The following is a 22,889-nucleotide window of genomic DNA, read 5'->3' as shown; positions in this document are numbered from 1 at the left end:
CTGCCTTGCCGGGCGCCGTATCTGTGATCACTTCGACTCTTCTATCCACTGCCGGTTCTTCTGCTCCAGCACCGAGATGGGCAGCATGCCGTATTCCAGCACCTGGTGGTGGAAGGCCTTGAGATCGAAACTACCGCCCAGGGCCTGCTCGGCGGACTCCCGCATCCGGATCAGGGCCAGCTGACCCGCCTTGTAGGAGGTAGCCTGGCCGGTATAGGCCATGTAGCGCGGCACCTCGGAGCTGATGTCTCCCGCCCCCAGCGCCGAGTTCTCTTGCATGTAGCCGACGGCCCTGTCGTGGCTCCAGCCATACCAGTGGATGCCGGTATCCACCACCAGCCGCATGGCCCTGAGCATCTCCTCGTTGAGGCGCCCGAAGTACTGCAGCTGGTTGTTGAAGGCAGGGGAGCCCTCGACCTTCACATCCCCCACCGCAGGGTCGTAGAGACCGCGCCCCTGATAGAGGCCCATGTCGTGATCCGCCAGATACTCTGTGTAGAGCGCCCAGCCCTCCGCATAGGCGGTATAGGAGGCGTTCGCCACGTATTGCGGGAAGTCGGGATCCTTGGCCGCCAGCTCCTGGGCTATGGTGATCTGGAAGTGGTGGCCGGGCGCCCCCTCGTGGGCCAGCAAGGTGCTGATGTTCCAGCTCTGCAGGCCATAGGGGTAGTAGGTGTTGAGGAAGAACTGGCCCTTGCGACCGGTCTGGGGGTTGCCATCCTGATACCAGGCGACACCGCCGTAGGGGGCATCCTCATAGGCGACCGGCACGACGTCGTAATCCAGCTTGGGAATGGTGCGCTCGGCATCGAAGAAGTCGGGCAGCACCTGCGCCGCCTTGCTCTTGAAGGCGTTGTACTCCCGCAGTGCCCGCTCATGCTCGGCCAGCGCCTGCTGCTGGGGCGCGCTCAGAGCGGCTCCGGCCGCGTTGTCAGGGTTCAGACCGGCGGACCAGGCCGCCAGCGGGTTCTGGTAGAAGAAGCCCGGTTCGTTGAGGTAGCGGAAGAAGGCGTAGATCTGGCCGCTTTGCTTGCTCTGGGCCACGTCCTCGCTGTCGCACTTGCCGACGGTGTGGCACACCTTGACCATGGCGCCGAAGATCCGGGTCACCTCGGTCAGCCCCAGCTCGTGCACCTCTTCCGGTGTCATCTCGGTGGTGGTGTGCTTCTTCAGCAGCCAGCGATACCAGTCGCGACCATCCGTCATGCCGCAGAAGCCGTCATCACACTCGCCGCTGCCCAGACGCACCCCGTAGGCACCGCCATGCTGGTAATCCAGATAGTCTCGCAGCGCCAGATAGCGGCCATTGATGCTGTCCAGCACGGCCTTGTAGTCGGTGCGCAGCGCCTCGTCAGCCTCGCCGGGCAACTGCTGCCAGCCGAGGTAGGAGCCCGCAATCGCCTCACCATCCAGCTTGCTATTGAGCTGGGCCAGCAGCCGATCCACCAGCTCATCCGGCAGGGTATTGCCCCGGGCGCTGCCGAGTTCGAACTGATGCTTCACCTCGGCCAGATAGGCGTCATAGGCCTTGAGCCAGCTCAGGTGCTCCTGATACCAGGCCAGCGGTGCCGTGGCTGCCCGAGCCTTGGCGGCCTGCGCCGGGGCTGCGGCCGTGCGGTCGAGATCCCGTCGCCAGCTGGCATCCCCCGGTGCCACCCGCTCGGCCGAGCTCTGGGCGAAGTAGTCGAAGCCACCGTCGACGGTGCGTGCCGCCCTGCCGCTGGCAGGCGTGGCCCCGACCTCATCGGCCAGATCCACCACCCGGTTGCGGAAGTGATGGATGGGGATCTGAGATTGGGGCAGGCCGTAACCTTCCAGATTGATCCGCAGATCCCAGCGGATCATGTCGTAGAACAGCCGATCCCGTTCGCTCAGCACGCTCGCGTCCAGGGCATCCAGCCGCTTGAGCAGGGAGCCGTCGAGCGCCTTGCGCTTGGCGATGCTCTGTTCATCGATGGCGAAGCCGTAGGGATCCAGCGCCTGGCTCTCGCGCAGGGCTTCGTCCATGGTGTGCATCAGGGTCGCCTTGGTGGCGACGGGATCCGCCGGTGCCTTGGAGCTGTTATCGTTGCAGGCGGTGAGGGAGAGGGCGATGGCGCAACCCAGCGCCACCTTGTCGAGTGAGAAGTGCATGGTTTAGTCCTTTAATGCCTTGTTATTATGAGTCCCATTAAGGGGCTCCAATAGTGCACCGTCAGACAACCGCCTTTTGCGACTCACTTAACAAAAATAGCGTTGAATTTCATATGGATAAGCCTGATGAAAAGCTATGCGTTCAAAGATGAAAAAACCCGCCGGAGCGGGTTGGGAAGGAGGAGGCTCACGGCATAACTATTCAGGATGATGCCGAATGCAGCTGGGATTGCTGATAGTTTTCCAAACCGATGCGTTCGATGAGATCGAGCTGGGTCTCCAGCCAGTCCACGTGTTCTTCCTCGTCCTCCAAGATCTCCTGGAACAGGTCGCGGCTGACGTAATCATGGACGGATTCGGCATAGGTGATGGCCACTTTCAGGTCGGGAATGGCATCCATTTCCAACGAAAGATCGCAGCGCAGCATCTCCTCTACCGTCTCACCGATGCGTAACTTGCCCAGATCCTGCAAGTTGGGCAGTCCTTCCAGAAACAGCACCCGCTTGACCAGTTCATCGGCATGTTTCATCTCATCGATGGACTCATGATATTCCTTGTGCCCGAGCCCCTTGAGGCCCCAGTCATCGTAGATGCGGGCGTGCAGGAAGTATTGGTTGATGGCAACCAACTCATTGGCCAGCACCTTGTTGAGGTGGGCAATGATTTTGGGATCTCCTTTCATCGACATTACTCCTTATGTTCGTGCCGCGGCTATGTGAGCCTGAGGCATCGATCCCTAGAGCTTAGTCCAGAAAGATGACAATAAGAGGGCAGACGATTTCACTCGCCTGAACACATGGAGATCCGGCTGACGGATCAGAATGCGGAGAAGAGGGGTATCAGGCCACTTCGTAATAAAGTGGAGCCTGATCCGATTCAATCTTGTCGAGTTCGGTGGCGATGATCTCCATGGTCATGCGCACACATTTGCCACATTGGGCACCGACTTCCAGTGACTGCTTCAGCTGCCTGAACTCTGTCTTGCCTGCCTGTACCGCTTTGCGGATCTGGGTATCTGTGATGCCGCGGCACAAACACACGTACATAATACTGACCTCATACTGGAATGAGATGAAATCTAAATGAGAATGGTTTGCAGTGCAAATAACGATTGGTAATAAGATCCCTTGCTTGCCAGCTATTCACCCCTTGGGGACAATGCGGCTATCAGAGAGGAAATCATCATGCTCAAGAAACTGCTCAGTGCCCTGTTCAAGGGGCAACCATCCCCAGTCGTCGAGGTGACACCCACCGAATATGCAGGCTACCTCATCTACCCGGAACCTATGGCAGAGGGAGGGCAATACAGGCTGGCAGGCCACATCACCAAAGAGGTGGACGGTGTCTTGCTGACTCATCGCTTCATCCGCTCAGACCTGTTCGTGAATCCAGCGGACGCCGAGCGTTTCATGGTGCAGAAGGCTCACACCTTCATCGATCAGATGGGGGAGGGGATGTTCGAACCCCGTACCAGAGCCGGCGATCATAGCGCCTCATGACCACTGTCGAGCAGAGTGCGCTGCGCCTGTATCTTGCCCATAACGGTGAGCGGCGTCTGATCTGGCTGGACGGTGATGAGGCCGATTGTATTGCCCGTGCCGAGCCCTTGCTTGGAGAGGCTGTCTTCTGGCTGGGCAATGGCCCCGCTCAGTACGCGCCTCTGCCCGCCGCCAAGGCTCTGCAGCGCCTCGGCCAGGAGTGCGACACGCTCGTGTTCAACGCCTTCAGTGGCTTTCATCCCGATGCCTTCGGCGCACTGGCCGGTACCCTGCGCGCCGGTGGTCTACTGCTGCTGCTGACTCCGCCGCGAGCGCAATGGCCCACTTATCTGGATCCGGACAGACTGCGACTGGTTGCCCAGCCGGAGGACGTTGATCGGGCGGGCCACGGCTTTATTGCCCGATTGGTACGCTTGCTGGAGGGGGATCCTGCGCTCTCTTTGCCCTCATCCACCGGCTTGCCCTCACCGATCGAGGAGCCCTGGCAGCCTCTGGGGACGGGTCTACCACTGAGCCGCGATCAGTCTCATGCCCTGCCAGCCATCCACAAGGTGTTGCATGGTCATCGCCGGCGCCCTCTGGTGCTCAGCGCGGATCGTGGCCGTGGCAAGAGCGCGTTGCTCGGTCTGGCCGCTGCCGACTTGTTGCAGCAGGATCCCGCCTTGCAAATAGTGGTGACGGCACCCTCTCAGGCCACCGTCGCCACGCTTTTTGCCCATGCGGCTGCCGCGTTGGCGGATAACCCGGAAAGGCTGGCCGGACTGTCATACCTGTCGCCAGACAGGTTGGTGCAGGGCAGTGCGCAACCGGATCTGTTGCTGGTAGATGAAGCCGCCGCCATCCCGACCCCGTTACTGGAGGCCATGCTGGCCCGATACAGCCGCATCGTCTTTGCGACGACCGAACACGGTTATGAGGGGACGGGACGGGGCTTCCATCTTCGCTTCAAACGGGTGCTGGACAGGCAGACACCGGGCTGGCAGGAGTTGCGCTTGGCCGAACCCATCCGCTGGAGTCGTCATGATCCGCTGGAGCCCTTGGTGTTTCGACTGCTAGGGCTCGATGCCGAGGTTCAGCCACCGCAATGTCTAACGGCACCAAGCTGGCGACAGATTGGACAAGATGAGCTGGCAGAGGATGACACACAGCTCAATCAGGTGTTTGGCCTGCTGGTGCTGGCCCACTATCAGACCAGCCCAAGCGATCTCAGGTACCTGCTGGAGAGTCCTGATCTCGATATTCACCTGCTGGAGCAGGATAAGAGCCTGCTCGGGGTGGCGTTGGTGGTGCGCGAGGGCAACATAGCGCCGGCGCTGGCGCAGGATATCTGGGCCGGGCGACGACGCCCTCGCGGCCATCTGCTGCCCCAGTCGCTACTTGCCCACGCCGGATTCACCATGGCAGGGGAGCGCAGCTATGCCAGGGTGATGCGTATCGCCATTCATCCGGCGTTACATCGTCATGGATTGGGCTCCCTGTTACTGGGCAAGCTTGAGACGCATTATCGTGCTCAAGGTGTCGACTATCTGGGATCCGCCTTCTCTGCAAGCGCCGATCTGCTGCCTTTCTGGCACAAGGCAGGGTTGACGGTGCTGCGCGTCGGTTTGCAACGGGATGCGGCTAGCGGCAGCCATGCGGCCCTGTTATTAAAACCGCTGAAAATGGAATTGGAGCCGGAACTGGCCCAATGGCGACAATGCTTCGTGCGTCAGTTGCCGACCCTGCTGGCGGGAGAACTCAAAGAGCTGGACACGGATCTGGTCTGGCAATGCCTGAGAGAGGAGTCTGCGTTCAAGGCGCCAGCGCTGGATGGATACGAGCGGCAGGAGCTTCATTGTTTTGCCCATCATCACAAGCCGTTCGAGTTGTGCCAGTACAGCCTGCAACGCTGGCTGGCTACTCGGGTGACCGACCTGGATGAACTGACCTCTGACGAGCGTCGGCTGTTGATCGCCACCATCTGGCAGTACGCTCCCTGGAGCGAATTGGCGAAAGTGCTGCGGCTGGCGGGCAAGCCTGCGCTGATCAAGGCATTGCGAGACTTGCTGGCTCGCTTGCTGGACAAAGAGGCTTGGGAAGGCTGATCAAGCCAGGTGATGATGCCGCCGGCATGTGGTTGTAGATGGTAGTATCAAGCAATAAGGGGCCTGAATGGCCCCTTATTCGTCTGTGAATATCTGGGTGCGGCTTCCTGACGGGGGTTGTCAGTGAGTGGTTCAGAACTGTGCCATATGGCAGTACCTGTGGTCAGGTCGAGCCGCTCACGCTTGCCTCAATAGTGCAGAAAACCGTGCCAGTGAATCCTTGTCAGCCAGGCTGATGTTGGGTTTTTCAGAATATGGACTAATACTTGAATGTGAGTGCGATTTTAATAAATGCATTATTTTCAGATGGTTAGCATTGTCAGTGGTTAATGCCAACCATCTTTTCTAACGTGCACAGGGAGTGCAATGTGGGAAAAAATGCAATTAACCATGGCCTGTGGCTAATGTGGCTCGCTAGCAGTAGCGCTGCTGCCAGCGAAATAACATTCAATATGACGCGCGGGGCGACCGCCATCAGTCAGCGGGTCTATGACCTGCACATGACGATCTTCTATATCTGCTGTCTGATCGGATTGCTGGTGTTCGGTGCCATGCTCTGGTCGATCATCCGTCATCGCAAATCCCGTGGCGCCAAGGCGGCCCAATTCCACGAAAGTCTCCGCATCGAATTGTTATGGACGGCCATTCCCGTGCTGATATTGGTGGCGATGGCGGTACCGGCCACTTCGACCCTGTTGAAGATGGAAGATACTTCGAAAGCCGACCTGACAGTGCTAATTACGGGGTCGCAATGGAAATGGCATTACAAATATCTGGAACATCCCGTCGAGTTTTATTCCTTGCTAGCGACAGATAAAAAACAAATATCGGGCGAGGCACCCAAGGGTGAGCATTATTTGCGGGAAGTCGATCAACCCCTGGTATTACCCGTCGGCAAGAAAATTCGCTTCCTGATGACATCCGACGATGTCATCCATGCCTGGTGGGTTCCCGCCTTTGCGGTGAAGAAGGATGCAAACCCCGGCTATATCAACGAAGCCTGGACCAAGATAGACAAACCCGGCACCTATCGGGGTCAATGTGCCGAGCTATGCGGCAAGGATCATGGGTTCATGCCCATAGTGGTGGTGGCAAAAACGGCCGAAGAGTTTGATGGCTGGATTGCCAAGACCGCCGAGACCCAGGCCGCGGCCAAGACGCAGCAGCAAGATCTGGCCAGCGTCGTCATGACGCTGCCTCAGGCGATGGAAATGGGGGAGAAGGTCTTCCTTGGTCATTGCGCCGCCTGCCATCAGCCGGCCGGCACCGGGTTGCCCGGTATTTTCCCGGCCCTCAAAGGCAGCAAAATCACCACCCTTGCCGAGAACAAGAGCCAGCACCTGAATCTGGTGATGCACGGCAAGAGTGGGACGGCGATGCAGCCCTTTGGCAAGCAGCTCACGGCGCAGGAACTCGCCGCCGTGGTGACCTATGAGCGCAACGCCTGGGGCAACAACACCGGTGATGTCATTCAGGCTGCAGAAGTGCAGTCCCTTATGAATCAGGAAAAATAGGAGTCGGCATGAGTGATGGAATCACGGATACCTTGCACGCAGACCACTCCCACCGACCCGCAACGGGCCTGAGACGCTGGTTGTACACCACGAATCACAAAGATATCGGCACCCTCTACCTGCTGTTCGCACTGACCATGTTTTTCACCGGCGGCACCATGGCCATGGTGATCCGGGCCGAGCTATTCCAGCCCGGGTTGCAACTGGTTGAGCCCCTGTTCTTCAACCAGATGACCACGGTACACGGCCTCATCATGGTCTTTGGTGCCGTGATGCCCGCCTTCACCGGCCTGGCTAACTGGTTGATCCCGATGATGATTGGGGCCCCTGACATGGCATTGCCCAGAATGAACAACTGGAGCTTCTGGATACTGCCATTTGCCTTCCTGATCCTGTTGTCGAGCCTGTTCATGGATGGCGGTGGCCCGAGCTCGGGCTGGACCTTCTATGCGCCCCTGTCGACCAAATACAGCGGCAACAGCACGGCGCTGTTCGTATTCTCCATCCATATCATGGGCATTTCCTCCATCATGGGGGCCATCAACGTCATCGTCACCATCTTCAATTTACGGGCACCGGGCATGGACTGGATGAAGATGCCGTTATTTGTCTGGACCTGGCTTATCACCGCCTTCTTGCTCATTGCTGTCATGCCGGTGTTGGCGGCGGCGGTGACCATGGTGTTGACGGATAAATATTTCGGTACCAGTTTCTTCGATGCGGCGGGCGGTGGCGATCCTGTGATGTTCCAGCATATTTTCTGGTTCTTTGGTCACCCGGAAGTGTACATCATGATATTGCCTGCCTTTGGCATCGTCTCCAGCATCATTCCGACCTTCTCCCGCAAGAAACTGTTTGGCTATCGCTCCATGGTTTATGCCACCAGCAGCATCGCCTTATTGTCTTTCATGGTCTGGGCTCACCACATGTTCACCACAGGGTTGCCGGTGGTAGCCGAATTGTTTTTTATGTACACCACCATGCTGATCGCGGTGCCGACCGGGGTGAAAGTCTTTAACTGGATTGCCACCATGTGGCGGGGTTCTCTGACTTTCGAAACCCCCATGTTATTCGCCATCGCTTTTATTACCCTGTTTACCATCGGCGGTTTTTCAGGGTTGATGCTCGCCATGACGCCGGCCGACTTTCAATATCATGACACCTATTTTGTGGTAGCCCATTTCCATTATGTGCTGGTCACCGGCGCCGTATTCTCCATCCTGGCGGCCGCTTATTACTGGTTGCCGAAATGGACGGGGCACATGTATGACGAGCGGTTGGGGCAGTGGCATTTCTGGTGCTCACTCATCTCGGTGAACATGCTGTTCTTCCCCATGCACCTCGTCGGCTTGGCGGGCATGCCTCGTCGTATCCCGGATTACGCTCTGCAATTTGCCGATTTCAATATGTTCATCAGCATCGGCGGCTTTGCCTTCGGCTTGTCGCAACTGCTGTTCGTCTGGGGTGTGATCCGGTGTATCAGGGGAGGCAAGCAGGCGAGTGCCCAGGTGTGGGAGGGGTCAGAAGGGCTGGAGTGGACTCTTCCCTCTCCGCCTCCTTATCACAGCTTCAAGACCCCGCCGCAGGTGAAGTGAGGAGGTCATATGACTCAAGTCAATCACGGCCCTCTGCTGCGCAAGCTGGCATTGATCATCCTCGCCATGTTCGGGTTCGCCTTCGCGCTGGTGCCCTTGTACGACGTCTTTTGCAGGATCACCGGCCTCAATGGCAAGACGGCCGAGCAACCGGCGACGGCTGAGCGTGCGGTGGTGGACGATAAACGCACCATCCAGATCGAGTTTCTGGCACATGCCGATACCCAGATGCCGTGGCAATTCACCCAGGAGACACAGCGCCTGTCGGTGCGGCCGGGTGAAATGAAGCAGGTCAACTATCGGGTGTTCAATCCAACCGATCACAGCATGATTGGCCAGGCCGTTCCTTCTGTCTCTCCCGGCCCCGCCGCCACCTATCTGAAGAAGGTGGAATGTTTCTGCTTTAACCGCCAGGAGTTAAAGGCGGGGGAGAGCAAGTTGATGCCACTCAAGTTTTATATCGACCCCGATCTGCCTGATGACATCAACACCATCACGCTCTCCTATTCACTCTATGACGTCACTCAGTCCAAGCCGACGCCGGCTCTTGCGCAGAGGAAATAATCATGGCCAAGGTGAACCAGAGTTATTACGTCCCTGAACAGAGTCGCTGGCCGATCATGGGGGCCGTAGCGTTGTTTCTGCTGGCTTTCGGGGCGGGTCACTTGGTCAATGAGGTCGCCAGCAAGCAAGAGGGGGTCGGCCGTTATCTGATGATGGCCGGCGTCGCCTTGCTGGTCTTCATGCTGTTTGGCTGGTTCCGCCACATCATCCACGAGTCCATGACGGGGCTATACAGCGCCCAGATGGACAGATCCTTCCGGCAGGGAATGGCCTGGTTCATCTTCTCCGAGGTCATGTTCTTCCTGGCGTTTTTCGGGGTGCTTTTCTATGCGCGGCAACTGGCCATGCCTTGGCTGGATGGCGCCGGCAACAAGGCGATGACGGCGCAACTGTTGTGGCCGGATTTCTCGGCCCACTGGCCCATGCTGAAGACCCCAGGAGGCACAACAACCCAGGCGATGCCGTGGCATGGGATCCCGCTTATCAATACTCTGATCCTGCTCAGCTCCTCGGTGACACTGCTGTTTGCTCATACGGGACTGGAAAACAGTCAGCGTGCTCGCCTCAAGTGGATGCTGCTTGCCACCGTATTGCTCGGGCTGGCCTTCTTGTGGTTGCAAGGCTACGAATACATGCATGCCTACCGGGAGCTGGGTCTGCGGTTTGACTCGGGCATTTATGGCAACACCTTCTTCATCCTGACCGGATTCCATGGTCTGCACGTCACATTGGGCACCCTGTTCCTCGGCATCATATGGCTGCGTATCGTGTTGAAAAATCATTTTACTGCCGATCGCCACTTCGCCTTCCAGGCGGCCGCCTGGTATTGGCACTTCGTCGACGTGGTCTGGCTCTGTCTCTTTGTCTTTGTCTACCTGCTCTGAGGTCTTCTTTAAACGGGCTCCCGTCCTTAATAGGGGCGTGGATTGGGCTCCAGCCAGCCCATCGCGAGGGAGATCAGCAGGATGGCGATCACCAGCAGGGAGAAGAACACGCGGCGCCCCAGAGGGGCAGACATCTTCTGGGTTTGTCCAGTGGTCATCATCAACCAGAGTGCATGAAACAGCTGCCCGATAATGAGCAGCAGCATGAGCACCAGCACTATCTTGATCAACATGTTAGGGCCCCCGTTATATGCGTGAAATGGCGACATGGCACAAGCAACGACCCTTCCGCTACAGACGCTGGATAGTACCGATATTGACTCTGGTTGTGACGGCAGCTTTGTGCAAGCTGGCGCTCTGGCAGTGGCAACGGGCGGCAGAGAAGGAAGCCTGGCTAGAGCAGATGGCGGTGGCCCGGCAGGTGGCTCCCCTGACGCTGGCGCAGCTCGATTGGCGCTCACCTGAGGCACTCGACGGCAAGTCACTGCGAGGGCAGGTTCAATGGGTATCCCCTTATGTCTGGTTGCTGGACAACCAGATAGTGGCGGGGGAAATCGGCTATGACGTGATCATTCCGGTCCGAGCCAGCGGTGATGCTGCCTTGCCGCAGCATCCCTTGCTGCTGGTCAATCTGGGTTGGCTGCCCGCATCTGCTAGCCGGGAGCAACTGCCGCAACCCGTGATCCCACAGACCTTGATGCTCGATGGCTTGTTGCGGATCAGGCCCGGAGGCATCTTGCTGGGCCAAAACATCGAGGCTGGCCCCTATCCGAACCGGTTGCAGTCCGTCAGAGCTGATGCCATCCGTCAGGTCATCGGACTGCCGCTCGCCGATGCCGTCTTTTATCAACAGCATTCCCCCTTTATCTACCACTACCAACAGAACGTCATGCCGCCCGAGAAACACAGGGCCTATGCGCTGCAGTGGCTCGGGTTGGCGCTGGTGGTGCTGGTGGGCGGACTGGTGCTGACAAGGAGGTCTTCTTCATGAACAGATGGGCTAAATGGAAGGTGCCTGTCGCCTTCGCGCTGGTGATCCTGCTGCCGGTGATCCTGGCGGCGCTGACCCTGCGACAGGGCTGGTACGAACCAGGCATTCGCAACAAGGGGCAGTGGCTTAGCCGGGACACCTATCTGTTGCAACCACTCCCGGTGAGTCAGGCCAGATGGCGGCTGGTCTATCTGGAGGCCAGCGACTGTGAGGTGCAGTGCCAGCAAGTACCTGTACTGATGCAGCGGATCCAGAGCGCGCTTGGCCGCAACCTGAACAAACTGGAGCTGGTGCAACTGGCCGATACGCCGCCATCCGATCTGAGTCCTGAGGTGCAAGCGGGAGATCTGATGCTGGTCGATCCGCAAGGGCTGGCCATACTGCGCTACGAGGTGCCGACCAGCACGGCGAAGTGGCCCCTGTTTGGCAAGGCAGTGCTCTCCGATCTGCAACAACTGCTCAAGTATCAGCGAGGCGCCGAATGAACATACAAAAGAGGCTGGCCTCGGCCGCCATCGCCCTCGCTGTGGTGGTTATCCTGCTCGGCGCCTATACCCGCTTGACCGATGCGGGGCTGGGGTGTCCCGACTGGCCCGGTTGCTATGGCTCCCTGGTGATCCCCCAAGCGGCCCACGCCGAACAGGCGGCCCTGCGCTATCCGGATAGTCCGCTGGAGCCCCACAAGGCGCGCAGCGAGATGGTGCACCGCTACTTTGCCGGTGCCCTGGGCTCCGTGATTGTGGTTTTGTTTGTACTAGGTTGGCGCCAGGGCGGGCGACTGCGTCGCCTCTCGGGGGGGCTGCTCATGCTGGTGGTGGGACAGGCGGCGCTCGGCATGTGGACTGTGACGCTGGCACTGCATCCTCTTGTAGTCACCATGCACCTGCTGGGAGGATTCCTGCTGCTGACCCTGCTGTGGCTCTACCGAGTCGAGTTGATGAACGATGCTGCCAATAGGCCCGTCGTCTGTGGTCAGAGGCTGCCCTGGCTGGGCAATCTGGCCTGCGGTGCTCTGCTGCTCCAGATAGCGCTGGGTGGCTGGACCTCATCCAACTATGCCGCCATGGCCTGCGTCGAGTTGCCGGTTTGTCAGGCCGGTTGGCGGGATCAACTGGAATGGGGGGAGGCCTTTCATCTGCCGCTCGGTCATGCCAGTTACGAGTTCGGGGTGCTCAGCAAGGAGGCGCGCCAGACGATCCAGATAGCCCATCGCCTGGGGGCTTTGGCGACCACCTTGCTGGTGGGAACCTTTGCGTTTGGGCTGATCCGTCATGGCGCAGCCTTGCGCCCCGTTTTACGGTCGTTGGGGATCCTGTTGCTGGCCTTGTTGCTTGTCCAGATAGTGCTGGGGTTGGCGAACATCCATCTCGCCCTGCCACTGGTCAACGCCCTCGCCCATAACCTGGTTGCGGCGCATCTGCTGGTGCTCTGCGTGCTGTCGCGTCGAGCCATCTCTCACCTCTCCATCCTTCCCTTGCTATCGCCCAATGCGATCAGGAGCCGGTCATGAACGACAAGCCGCTGTCACAGCTGTTTGACCCCCTCCTGCTGCGGGATTATTACCAGCTGACCAAGCCCAGGGTGGTGGCTTTGCTGTTGCTGACGGCCTGGGTTGGCATGTTGCTGGCCGAGCCGACGATCGCCTCACTGGATAACATGGTGCTGGGGCTGGTGGGCATAGGCTTGCTGGCCGCCGCTGCGGCGGCCATGAACCATATTCTGGATCGCGATATTGATACCCTGATGCGCAGAACGCGCTGGCGACCGGTCGCCAGGGGACGGATCACCACCAGAGCGGCGATGTGTTTCGCACTCTGGCTGGCGTTGTCGGGGTTTGCCCTGCTCTACTGGGGCGTGAATCCCCTGACCGCCTGGTTGACCTTGGCCAGCCTGTTTGGCTATGCGGTCGTCTATACCCTGTTGCTGAAGCGGGCCACCCCCCAAAACATCGTCATCGGCGGGCTGGCGGGGGCCATGCCACCGCTGCTTGGTTGGACCTCTATCACGGGGCAGCTCTCGGCCGAGCCCTGGCTGCTGGTGATGATCATCTTCGCCTGGACGCCCCCGCATTTCTGGTCGTTGGCGATCCACAGACGCGATGAGTATGCCGGCGCCAAGATCCCCATGCTGCCCGTCACCCACGGCATCGAGTTTACCAAGACAGCCATCCTGTTCTATCTGCTGATGCTGACCCTGATCTGCCTGCTGCCCTACCTGATCGGCATGTCTGGTCTCATCTATCTGGTCGGCAGCCTGGTGCTGAATCTCTGGTTCTGCTGGCATGGCTGGTTGTTGAAGGTTTCTGACCGGCCCGCTCAGGCGATGCGTACCTTTCGCTTCTCCATCTATCACCTGATGCTGCTGTTTGGGTTGCTGATCCTGGATCACCACTGGTTATGGCGATGGTCATAAACAAAGGCGTCTGGTGTGAGGGGGCGGGATGAAGGCATTCAGAGGAAATTAGAGTAAATCGCCGATGCAACAAGGCTGGCCCGAGGGCCAGCCTTGTTGTTTTCAGAGCTTGACCATGATGTGGCGCGGCACAGTGTAGTCCTCCAGCGCGTAGAGGGAGAGATCCTTGCCGTAGCCGGACATTTTCATGCCGCCGTGGGGCATCTCCGAGCAGAGCATGAAGTGGGTGTTGATCCAGGTGCAGCCGTATTGCAGGTGGCTGGCCACCTTGCTGGCGAGGCCGAGATCCTTGGTCCAGACCGAGGACGCGAGGCCGTAGTCCGAGTCGTTGGCCCACTGCACCACCTGCTCTGCATCATTGAAACGGGTCACCGACACCACGGGGCCGAACACCTCGCGCCGCACTATTTCATCCTCCTGGCGAGCACCGACGATCAGGGTCGGCTCGAAGAAGAAGCCGTTACCTGGGCGGATCTTGCCCCCCGCCGTCACCTCCACGTGACCGCTGCTCTGGGCCCGCTCCACGAAGCTGGCGACTCTGTTGCGCTGTCTGTCCGAGATGAGCGGTCCCATCTCCACTCCTTCCTCGCGCTGGCTACCGACCTTGATGGAGGCCACGGCCTCCGTCATGGCGGCGACAAACTTGTCGTAGATCTTGCCCTGGGCATAGATGCGGCAGGCGGCGGTGCAGTCCTGACCGGCGTTGTAGAAACCGAAGGTGCGAATGCCCGCCACCACGGCCTCCAGATCCGCGTCGTCGAAGATGATGACCGGCGCCTTGCCCCCCAGCTCAAGGTGAGTGCGCTTCATGGTGCGGGCGGCGCTCTGCAGTATCTTCTGGCCGGTGGCGATATCGCCGGTCAGGGACACCATGCGCACCAGCGGATGCTCCACCAGCGGTGCCCCCACGCTCTCGCCACGGCCGCAGACGATGTTGATGACGCCGCGGGGGAAGAGTTCGCTGGCGAGCTCCGCCAGGCGCAGGGCGGTGAGCGGGGTCTGCTCGGAGGGCTTGAGTACCACAGTATTGCCGGCGGCGAGCACAGGCGCCATCTTCCAGGCCGCCATCATCAGTGGGTAGTTCCAGGGCGCTATGCTGCCCACCACGCCGATGGGGTCCCGGCGGATCATGCTGGTATGCCCCTCTATATACTCCCCCGCCAGCGGCCCTTGCAGGCAGCGGGCCGCACCGGCGAAGAAGCGGAAGCAGTCCACTACGGCTGGCAACTCGTCGTTCAGCACCGCCAGATAGGGCTTGCCGCAGTTGAGGGATTCGAGGGCCGCGAACTCCTCGGCATGGCGCTCTATGACATCGGCGAGGCGCAACAACAGATTGCTGCGTTGGGCCGGGGTGGTGCGACTCCACTGGGTGAAGGCGCGCTGGGCGCCGTTCACCGCCCGGTTAACCTGCTCGAAGGAAGCCTCTGGCACAGAGGTGAGCAGCTCGCCGGTGGCCGGGTTGAGGATGGGCTCGGCCGGGCCGTCTCCGGTAACAAATTGGCCGTCGATCAAGAGTTGGGTAGATAGCTTCATGTTGCATCCTTGCACGGGCGTTGAGTCGTTATTTGCCACTGCCAGCGACATCCTGGCTGTCGCGGGTGAGGTAGTAGGCAAGCAGAATGGGGATAGTGGTGAAGGCCACTATGATGAGGGCCACCACGTTGGTGACGGGTCTGTCCCGGGGGCGGATCAGCTCCTGATACATCCAGATGGGCAGCGTGGTCTGCTGGCCCGCGGTGAAGGTGGTGACTATCACCTCGTCGAAGCTCAGGGCGAAGGCCAGCATGCCTCCCGCCAGCAGGGCGGTGGCGAGGTTGGGCAGGATCACGTAGCGCAGGGTCTGGAAGCCGTCGGCACCGAGATCCATGGAGGCCTCGATGAGCGACTGATTGGTGCGGCGAAAGCGCGCCAGGGCGTTGTTGTAGACCACCACCACGCAGAAGGTGGCGTGACCGATGACGATGGTCCAGAAGCTGAACGGGATCTCCAGCAGGCCGTAGGCGGATCGCAGCGCTATGCCGGTGACGATGCCGGGCAGGGCGATGGGTAGCACTAGCAACAGAGACACCACCTCCTGGCCGAAGAAGCGGCTACGGGCAATGGCGCCTGCGGCCAGGGTGCCGAGCACCATGGCGGCCAGGGTAGCCAGCCCCGCCACCTCCAGCGACAGCTGGATGGCGCGCCACACATCGGGTCTGTTTAGCGTCACTTCGAACCACTTCAGAGTCAGACCGGGGGGCGGAAACTGGTAGCTCTTGCTCTCGCTGGTGAAGGCGTAGAGGAATATAAACAGGATCGGGATATGCAGGAACAGCAGTCCGCCGATGGCGGCGTACTTGAGCAGGCCGGATGGTCGCTGGCCATGGTCCTGATTGATAGAGGGATTAGAGCGCATCGAAGGCTCCTAAGCGCTTGGCGATGGTGAGGTAGACGGCGATGATCAGGATCGGCACCAGCGAGAAGGCGGCGGCGAATGGCAGGTTGCCCGCCGTGCCCTGCTGCATGTAGACCACCTGGCCTATGTACATGGTCGAGTTGCCTATGATGCCGGGGATGATGTAGTCCCCAAGGGTCAGAGAAAAGGTGAAGATGGAGCCCGCTACTACCCCCGGCAGTGCCAGCGGCAGGATCAGAGTGCGGAAGGTCTGGGCCGGAGTGGCACCGAGATCGCTGCTGGCCTCGATAAGGGAGCGCGGGATCCGCTCTACCGCCGCCTGGATCGGCAGGATCATGAAGGGCAGCCAGACGTAGACGAACACGATGAAGGTGCCGAGCCGCGAGAACGACAGGGAAGGGCCGCCTATCACCGGCAGGGAGAGGATGCCATCCAGCAGCCAGTCCAGCCCCAAGCTGTCCGCCAGCCAGCTGATGACCCCCTCCTTGGCCAAGATCAGTTTCCAGGCGTAGACCCGCACCAGGTAGCTGGACCAGAGCGGCAGCATGATGCCCACGTAGAACAGGGCCCGGGTCTTGCCGCTGGTGTAGCGCGCCATGTAGTAGGCGATGGGGAAGCCGAGCAGGGCACAGGCCAGGGTCACCAGCAGCGACATGCTGACGGTGCGGCCGATGACGTCGAGGTTCTCCGCCCGCAGCAGGGCGACGAAGTTCTGCAGTCCCAGCTCGTGGCGCACCTGGCCGCTGAACTCGTCCAGCCCGAAGAAGGCGTTGGAGAGCAGCATCAGCAGGGAACCCACGTAGATGACGCCGAGCCAGATCAGCGGTGGGCCGAGCAGTATTCCCAGCAGCAGGCCGGGTCGGCCATAGAGCAGGGTGGAGAGGCGTCGCAGCGGACTGGATCTCGGGCTAACGTAGGTGTGGCTCATGGCAAGGCTCGCACTGTGGGGGAGGCTCATGGTTGCACCGCCAGTTCGCTGGCGTTCAGGCGGTGGATGGCCTGCTCGGGCCAGCTGAGGCTGACTCGGCTGCCACGGGCCAGACGGGCCTGCCCCTCGTTGGGATGGTTGACGATGATCTCGAGCCGCTCCCCGATATCGACCCGATAGCGCACGAAGGCGCCAAGGTATTCCACCTCGCAAATTTCTCCCGACCAGCCTGGACTGCCGGCCTCGCCGAGCCGGATCCGCTCCGGGCGCACCATGATCTGGCTGTCGTCACCGCACAGGCGCCTGGCCTGCTCCCCCTCGAACAGGTTGACGGTGCCGACGAAGCGCGCGACGAAGGGGGTGGCGGGGGCGTCGTAGATGGTATCCGGTGCGGCTATCTGCTCTATCCCGCCCTGATTGAAGATGCAGATGCGGTCGCTCATGGAGAGCGCCTCCTGCTGATCGTGGGTGACGAAGATGAAGGTGATGCCGAGTTGGCGCTGCAATGCTTTCAGCTCGAGCTGCATCTGCTCGCGCAGCTTGAGATCCAGCGCTCCCAGCGGCTCGTCCAGCAGCAGGATGCGCGGCTGGTTGATCAGCGCCCGGGCGATGGCGATGCGCTGGCGCTGGCCGCCGGAGAGCTGTCCCGGCTTGCGGTTGCCGACGCCGGGCAGGCGCACCAGCTCCAGCATCTCGTCCACCTTGCGGTAGCGCTCCCCCTTGGGCACGCCCTTGAGCATCAGGCCGTAGCCGATGTTGTCGCGCACATCCATGTTGGGGAAGAGCGCGTAGTCCTGGAATACGGTGTTGAGGTTGCGATCGTAGGGCGGCACTCGGGAGCAGGGCTCACCGAACAGGCGGATCTCCCCGGCGCTCGGGTATTCGAAGCCGGCGATCATCCGCAGGCAGGTGGTCTTGCCGGAGCCGCTTGGTCCCAAGAGGGTAAAGAACTCGCCGGCAGGGATCTGGAAGGAGATGTCGTCGACCGCCTTCACCTCGCCATAGTGGCGGCTGACCCGGTCAAATTGTACTGCTGTCATGGTACGTCCTTGTCATCGAACAGGGCCGGGTCTCCACCCGGCCCGCAAGAGAGCTGTGTCAGGCGCGGTTTTCCTGAAGGGGATCAGCGTCCACCCAGGATGGCGATGTAATCCGACACCCAGCGATAGTAGGGCACGCAGGTGCCCTGGCTCTTGCACTGGGAAACCGGCGTGCGCCAGAAGTGAACCCGATCGAAGTTGTCGATGCCGTTGGTTTTGCAGCCCTCGGGTCCCAACAGGGCGTTGCCCTCACAGGCGGCGGGCACCACGGGCACTGAGCCAAACCAGGAGGCAAGGTCCCCCTGCAGTTTGTTGTTGAGGGAGTGCTCCAGCCACTTGTAGGCACAGGTCAGGTTCTTGGCCTCGCTGTGCACCATGCTGGTGTCGGCCCAGCCGGTGACCCCTTCCTTGGGCACTGTGGTGGCGATGGGCTGTTTGTCGGCGATCAGGGTGTTGGCCTGGAAAGGCCAGGAGCCGGAGGCGACCACCCCCTCGTTCTTGAAGTCATCGATCTGGACGAAGGCGTCGTGCCAGTAACGGCCCACCAGCTGGCGCTGCTTGCGCAGCAGGTCGAGGGAGGCCTTGTACTGATCCTCGTTCAGCTCGTAAGGATCCTTGATGCCCAGCGCCGGCTGGTGGGTCATCAGGTAGAGGGCGGCATCGGCGATGTGGATGGGACCGTCGAACGCCTGCACCCGTCCCTTGTTGGACTTGCCATCAGGCAGCTTCTGCTCCTCGAACACCACGCTCCAGGAGTCGGGGGCCTTGGGGAATACCTTGGTGTTGTACATAAGGATGTTGCCGCCCCACTGATAGGGTACGCCGTAGTGCTTGTTATCCACGGTGTGCCAGGGGGCATTCTGCAGGCGGGGATCTATCTTGCCATAGCTCGGGATCAGCGCCAGGTTGAGTGGCTGTACCTTGCCCCCCGCGATGAGGCGCAGGCTGGCGTCACCGGAGGCGGTCACCAGATCGAAGCCCCCCTCGTTCATCAGGGCCACCATCTCGTCCGAGGTGGCCGCCGTCTTGACGCTGACCTTGCAGCCGGTCTCCTTCTCGAAGCCGGTCACCCAGTCGTAGTTCTTGTCGGTCTCGCCACGCTCCACATAGCCGGCCCAGGCCACTATGTTGAGCTGGCCTTCACCCTTGCCGAGTTCGGTCGGGGCGGCCTGGGTCTGGCCTGCCAGCAGGGCGGGGATCAGGGCCAGGGTCAGGGGGGTCAGTTTCATCTTGCGCTCCTTGCATGATCTTGTGCCATGGCGATGTCGCGATGGCAATTAACATCCTGTTAACCAGCCATGAGCGTAGAAGACGCGGGTAGTAATGAAAATTTCAATTTTTAATGGCTTTGGTATCTGTTAAATCGATATCGAGTGCATATGAATCTGTATTTTCGTGGGACAAGCTCGCCAGGCTCATCGGATCGTTAGCGGTTGGCCTGCTGACGGGCCCGCAGCCGACTCTGATCCCGCACTATGTCGATGAACTCGCGGGCGGTCCAATCCAGTCGGGAACCCCGGCGCCACACCAGGCCGATGTCGATGGCGGGGATGGGCTCCTTGATGGGGCGCGCCTCGACCCGCTCCTGCTCCAGGGACCAGGGGCGATAGGCAAAGTCCGGCAGCAGGGCGACGCCGAGCTGGCTGGCCACTAGGCTGCGCACCGCCTCCACCGAGGCGGTGCGCAGCACTGTGCGGGGCGAGATCCCGTAACGGCGCAGGCCGGAGCCGATGATCTGATCCAGTTGATCGGCGGTGAGGGAGATCATGGGCTCGTCGCCGAGCGCCTTGAGGGAGAGGGTGGATTCGGCGCAGAGGGGGTGGTTGGCGGCGAGCCAGAGTCGCAGCGGCGAGCGGGTCAGCAGCTCGGTATCGAACGCCTCCTGGCGAATGGTGCGGTTGGTCATCAGGATCCCCACGTCCACCTCGCCGTTGACGATCTGGTGTTCGAGATAGGGCTGTTCGTCCTCCTTCACCTCGATGCGCACCGCCGGGAAGGCGCGACGAAAACGCCCGATCGCCTCCGACAGGTAGTAACCGGCGACCAGGGTGGTCACCCCCAGGGTGAGCTGGCCCTGATCCTGCTGCGCCACCGCCTTGAGGGACTGCCCGGCCTCCGTCATGGCGCCGAGGATGCGACGGGCGTGCAGCAGAAACTGGTGGCCCTGGGCGGTGAGGCTGACGCCGCGCGGATTGCGTTCGAACAGGGCGGCGCCGAGCTCGGTCTCCAGCTCGCGGATGGCGCTGGTGACCGCCGACTGGGAGATGTGCAGCTCGGCGGCGGCGCGGCTGACCGAGAAGCTGTCGGCCACGGCGACGAAATAGCGGATCTGGCGAAAGGTAAAATTCATCTGGGCATCCTGCCACTGGGTGAGCAATCAGCTTAACCGTGAACAGGGCCCAAACGAAAGGCGCCCGCAGGCGCCTTTGTCATTGTTTTTGAATACTTAGCGGGAGCTGGCCGCCTCGATGACGGGGAGCCGGTTGACCGCCTTGCCCAGGTAGGCGAGGGTGATGGTCACTATGATGCAGATGAAGCTGAGCCACATGTAGGGCAGGTAATCCAGGGTCGCGACCCCCAGCACCCCGGCCATGAAGAGGCCGTTGTCGCTCCAGGGCACCATGCCGCAGGTGAGGGTGCCGCCGAATTCGGCATTGCGGGAGAGGTTCTTGCGTGCCAGCCCCAGCCGGTCGTAGTTCTTGGCCATGATCTTGGGGGTCAGGATCAGCGACACATACATGGCCGACCCGAACACGTTGGCCAGGAAGGCGGTGCCTATGGTGTGGCTGGTCAGGCTGCCGACGCTGTTGATGCGCTTCTCGAAGGCGCTGGCGATGACGGCCAGGATGCCGACCTTCTCCAGCAAACCGCCAAACCCCAGGCCGAAGATGATGACGGCCACCGACCCCAGCATGGACTCCATGCCGCCGCGCCCCAGGATATTGTCGATGAAGTCGACCCCGGAGACGATGGGGAAGGGGCTGTAGGCAGAGTGCATCGCCTTGACCGGATCCATGCCCTGGAAGGCGACGGCCCAGACGAGGCCCAGCAGGGCGCCGAAGCTGATCACCGGGAAGGCGGGCTTGCGATTGGCCAGCAGGCCCAGCACCAGCACCACGGGGACTATGGCCAGGGGGGTGATGTTGAACTGCTTGTCGAGGGCCTCCATCACCAGATTGACCTGCTCCAGGCTGACATTGCCGGAATATTGCATGCCGGCCAGGGTGAACAGAACAGCGGTGATGACGTAGGAGAACAGGCTGATGGGTAGCATGCCCTTGATGTGCTCCACCACGTCGACGTTGGACATGGTGGAGGCCAGCACCACGGAATCGGAGAGCGGGGAGAGCTTGTCACCGAAGTAGACGCCGGAGAGCACGGCCCCCGCTACCAGGGGCGCGGGTACCCCCAGGCTGTGGCCTATGCCCATCATGGCGATGCCGGCGGTGGCGGCGGAGCCCCAGGAGGTGCCTGTCGCCAGCGAGGTGAGGGAGCAGATGACCAGGGTCGCCAGCAGGAAGATGGAGGGGTGTATCACCTTGAGGCCGAAGTAGATGATGCTGGGAACTATGCCCCCCGCTATCCAGGTGCCGACCAGGGCGCCGACGGAGATCAGTATCAGGATGGCCCCCATCCCCTTGGTGACGCCATCGACGGCGGCCTGCTCCAGGGACTTGTAGTCATGGCCGAGCCGGATGCCGAGCCCCATGATGACGAACCAGGCGATGAACAGTGCCAGCTGGATGGGCAGGTCGAGCACGCTGGTGAAGGAGAAGGCCAAGGCCAGGAAAATGGCCAGGCAGGCAAGCACCTGCGACATGCCCGGTAGTCGGATGTGGTTGTGTTGGTTTTGCATAGATACTTCCTAAACTCTTGCTCGCCAAGGTCAGTCCCTCTCGTCCTGTGGATACACATATCCCGAGGGGCTCACCCAAAAAGAGCCGCAATCTACCATAAACCGAGGGGGGGAAATTCCAACATATTTGGTAAAAAGGCAGATTTGATTGAAAAACTCACAGATTAGTTGATCTCATAACTTATTTTTGAGTGTTTGGCCGATGCCCCTCGAAGGGGGAAGACTCATAGAAAAGTTCGATTGCACAGATCTAAAATACAAATGATAATTATTATCAAAATGTGCGATAGGGATGTTCATCATGATCTGGATAGTGCGGTGCCTGTTGCTGGCGGGACTGCTGGCGGTGTTGGTTTGGGGTCAGGAGAAAGCTTATGGCGTCTGGAGCCTGAGCTTCTTGCTGGCAGCCTGGGTCATGCTGGAACCCAGGCTGAGGCCGGCGTTGATCCTGCTGCCCGTGGCCGGCATGACGGGAGTGGTGGCCTTGCTCTGGCAGCAGACCTGGCTGTCGTGAGCGGCTCGTCGTCAGCGAGAGGGAACGGCCTGGATCTTGTCGTGGGCCAGGCGCAGTGACTCGATCACCTTCTGTTCCATCTCGGTGCGCTGGGCATCGCTGGTGAAATAGATCATGTCGACGTTGTGGCGGATGTAGTGGGAAGGGAGCTGGTTCAGGGTCAGGCAGCAGAGATCGGCGAGCTGGTGAGAGGTCAGTGTCTGCCCCAGTCCCTGCTTCTCTATCTCCTTGAGCACCAGATGTTCATAGAAATTGTGGATGTCGGTATCCAGGATCATGGGTCGTCCCTACGGTGGCCTAGCGTTATCAAGAGCATAGCCATGACGCCGACAAAAACAAAAGGCCCAACAAAAGGCCCATAACTCGCGTTATGGGCCTTTTGCATAAAAGATGGTGCGAAGAGAGGGACTCGAACCCTCACATCCGTGGGACACTAACACCTGAAGCTAGCGCGTCTACCAATTCCGCCACCTTCGCACA

At 60.4% G+C, this 22,889-nt stretch carries 23 protein-coding genes and 1 tRNA gene; 11 read left to right on the top strand and 13 right to left on the bottom strand.

The features are described from left to right. Window positions 1-27: 27 nt before the first annotated feature. From BN1124_RS09115 to BN1124_RS09105, 3 genes are all read right to left on the bottom strand, one after another. Complete coding sequence (locus tag BN1124_RS09115) at window positions 28-2,133, bottom strand: DUF885 domain-containing protein (protein WP_042641193.1); 2,106 nt, start codon at window positions 2,131-2,133, stop codon at window positions 28-30. 202 nt (window positions 2,134-2,335) lie between these two features. Continuing rightward, on the bottom strand, window positions 2,336-2,815 hold the full coding sequence (bfr, locus tag BN1124_RS09110; RefSeq protein ID WP_042641191.1) for a bacterioferritin: 480 nt from the start codon (window positions 2,813-2,815) through the stop codon (window positions 2,336-2,338). Window positions 2,816-2,972: 157 nt separating this feature from the next. Next, window positions 2,973-3,179, bottom strand: coding sequence for a bacterioferritin-associated ferredoxin (locus BN1124_RS09105; RefSeq protein ID WP_042641189.1), 207 nt, complete (start codon window positions 3,177-3,179; stop codon window positions 2,973-2,975). Window positions 3,180-3,317: 138 nt separating this feature from the next. Here BN1124_RS09105 and BN1124_RS09100 point away from each other — a divergent pair, with 138 nt between their 5' ends. From BN1124_RS09100 to BN1124_RS09075, 6 genes are all read left to right on the top strand, one after another. Then, window positions 3,318-3,632: an HlyU family transcriptional regulator gene (locus BN1124_RS09100; RefSeq protein ID WP_042641187.1), complete on the top strand. Its 315-nt coding sequence runs from the start codon at window positions 3,318-3,320 to the stop codon at window positions 3,630-3,632. Then, entirely contained in the window at window positions 3,629-5,716 is a 2,088-nt protein-coding gene (locus BN1124_RS09095) for a tRNA(Met) cytidine acetyltransferase TmcA (RefSeq protein WP_042641185.1), read from the top strand. The genes BN1124_RS09100 and BN1124_RS09095 overlap by 4 nt, the downstream gene beginning before the upstream one ends. Before the next feature lie 368 nt (window positions 5,717-6,084). Continuing rightward, entirely contained in the window at window positions 6,085-7,230 is a 1,146-nt protein-coding gene (coxB, locus tag BN1124_RS09090) for a cytochrome c oxidase subunit II (RefSeq protein ID WP_331415501.1), read from the top strand. Between the two features lie 8 nt (window positions 7,231-7,238). After that, window positions 7,239-8,825, top strand: coding sequence for a cytochrome c oxidase subunit I (gene ctaD, locus BN1124_RS09085; protein WP_042641183.1), 1,587 nt, complete (start codon window positions 7,239-7,241; stop codon window positions 8,823-8,825). A gap of 9 nt (window positions 8,826-8,834) precedes the next feature. Next, a complete protein-coding gene (locus BN1124_RS09080; RefSeq protein WP_042641181.1) occupies window positions 8,835-9,389 on the top strand; it encodes a cytochrome c oxidase assembly protein in 555 nt (184 codons plus the stop codon). A gap of 2 nt (window positions 9,390-9,391) precedes the next feature. Beyond that, entirely contained in the window at window positions 9,392-10,273 is an 882-nt protein-coding gene (locus BN1124_RS09075; RefSeq protein WP_042641179.1) for a cytochrome c oxidase subunit 3, read from the top strand. 26 nt (window positions 10,274-10,299) lie between these two features. On the opposite strand, the gene BN1124_RS09070 is transcribed toward BN1124_RS09075, so the two are convergent. Beyond that, the gene (locus BN1124_RS09070; protein ID WP_042641177.1) at window positions 10,300-10,506 is read right to left on the bottom strand and encodes a DUF2909 family protein; all 207 of its coding nucleotides are present in this window, start codon (window positions 10,504-10,506) and stop codon (window positions 10,300-10,302) included. A 95-nt stretch (window positions 10,507-10,601) separates the two neighbouring features. Here BN1124_RS09070 and BN1124_RS09065 point away from each other — a divergent pair, with 95 nt between their 5' ends. From BN1124_RS09065 to cyoE, 4 genes are read left to right on the top strand one after another with little or no spacing between them, the layout of a single operon-like run. After that, window positions 10,602-11,264, top strand: a complete 663-nt coding sequence (locus tag BN1124_RS09065; protein WP_231553622.1) for an SURF1 family protein — start codon at window positions 10,602-10,604, stop codon at window positions 11,262-11,264. Then, entirely contained in the window at window positions 11,261-11,749 is a 489-nt protein-coding gene (locus BN1124_RS09060; protein ID WP_042641175.1) for a hypothetical protein, read from the top strand. The genes BN1124_RS09065 and BN1124_RS09060 overlap by 4 nt, the downstream gene beginning before the upstream one ends. Next, on the top strand, window positions 11,746-12,774 hold the full coding sequence (locus BN1124_RS09055) for a COX15/CtaA family protein (protein ID WP_042641173.1): 1,029 nt from the start codon (window positions 11,746-11,748) through the stop codon (window positions 12,772-12,774). Before BN1124_RS09060 ends, BN1124_RS09055 begins: the two co-directional genes overlap by 4 nt. Next, entirely contained in the window at window positions 12,771-13,676 is a 906-nt protein-coding gene (gene cyoE / locus BN1124_RS09050) for a heme o synthase (protein WP_042641170.1), read from the top strand. The genes BN1124_RS09055 and cyoE overlap by 4 nt, the downstream gene beginning before the upstream one ends. A gap of 102 nt (window positions 13,677-13,778) precedes the next feature. Here cyoE and BN1124_RS09045 read toward each other — a convergent pair whose 3' ends face one another. From BN1124_RS09045 to nhaC, 7 genes are all read right to left on the bottom strand, one after another. Beyond that, window positions 13,779-15,209 carry a gamma-aminobutyraldehyde dehydrogenase gene (locus BN1124_RS09045; protein WP_042641168.1) on the bottom strand — a complete coding sequence of 477 codons (1,431 nt, stop codon included), beginning with the start codon at window positions 15,207-15,209 and terminating at the stop codon, window positions 13,779-13,781. Window positions 15,210-15,237: 28 nt separating this feature from the next. Beyond that, window positions 15,238-16,071 carry an ABC transporter permease gene (locus BN1124_RS09040; protein WP_042641166.1) on the bottom strand — a complete coding sequence of 278 codons (834 nt, stop codon included), beginning with the start codon at window positions 16,069-16,071 and terminating at the stop codon, window positions 15,238-15,240. Further along, a complete protein-coding gene (locus BN1124_RS09035; protein WP_042641164.1) occupies window positions 16,061-17,029 on the bottom strand; it encodes an ABC transporter permease in 969 nt (322 codons plus the stop codon). The genes BN1124_RS09040 and BN1124_RS09035 overlap by 11 nt, the downstream gene beginning before the upstream one ends. After that, window positions 17,026-18,039 (bottom strand): ABC transporter ATP-binding protein, encoded by a 1,014-nt coding sequence (locus BN1124_RS09030; RefSeq protein WP_042641162.1) that lies wholly within the window; start codon window positions 18,037-18,039, stop codon window positions 17,026-17,028. The genes BN1124_RS09035 and BN1124_RS09030 overlap by 4 nt, the downstream gene beginning before the upstream one ends. Before the next feature lie 83 nt (window positions 18,040-18,122). Further along, complete coding sequence (locus tag BN1124_RS09025; protein ID WP_042641160.1) at window positions 18,123-19,268, bottom strand: ABC transporter substrate-binding protein; 1,146 nt, start codon at window positions 19,266-19,268, stop codon at window positions 18,123-18,125. A 197-nt stretch (window positions 19,269-19,465) separates the two neighbouring features. Next, complete coding sequence (locus BN1124_RS09020; RefSeq protein ID WP_042641158.1) at window positions 19,466-20,389, bottom strand: LysR family transcriptional regulator; 924 nt, start codon at window positions 20,387-20,389, stop codon at window positions 19,466-19,468. Window positions 20,390-20,485: 96 nt separating this feature from the next. Then, window positions 20,486-21,895 (bottom strand): Na+/H+ antiporter NhaC, encoded by a 1,410-nt coding sequence (gene nhaC / locus BN1124_RS09015; RefSeq protein ID WP_042641156.1) that lies wholly within the window; start codon window positions 21,893-21,895, stop codon window positions 20,486-20,488. 301 nt (window positions 21,896-22,196) lie between these two features. Here nhaC and BN1124_RS09010 point away from each other — a divergent pair, with 301 nt between their 5' ends. Next, window positions 22,197-22,409 (top strand): hypothetical protein, encoded by a 213-nt coding sequence (locus BN1124_RS09010; RefSeq protein ID WP_042641434.1) that lies wholly within the window; start codon window positions 22,197-22,199, stop codon window positions 22,407-22,409. A gap of 11 nt (window positions 22,410-22,420) precedes the next feature. Here BN1124_RS09010 and BN1124_RS09005 read toward each other — a convergent pair whose 3' ends face one another. Next, complete coding sequence (locus BN1124_RS09005) at window positions 22,421-22,687, bottom strand: late competence development ComFB family protein (protein WP_042641155.1); 267 nt, start codon at window positions 22,685-22,687, stop codon at window positions 22,421-22,423. 113 nt (window positions 22,688-22,800) lie between these two features. Next, window positions 22,801-22,886, bottom strand: a tRNA-Leu gene (locus BN1124_RS09000). Window positions 22,887-22,889: the final 3 nt, after the last annotated feature.

Origin of the sequence: Aeromonas eucrenophila (assembly GCF_000819865.1) — a bacterium.
GTDB classification, from domain to species: Bacteria; Pseudomonadota; Gammaproteobacteria; order Enterobacterales; family Aeromonadaceae; genus Aeromonas; species Aeromonas eucrenophila.
The sequence above is the reverse complement of the archived record's forward strand: the minus strand, read 5'-3'. Positions and strand labels throughout refer to the sequence as shown.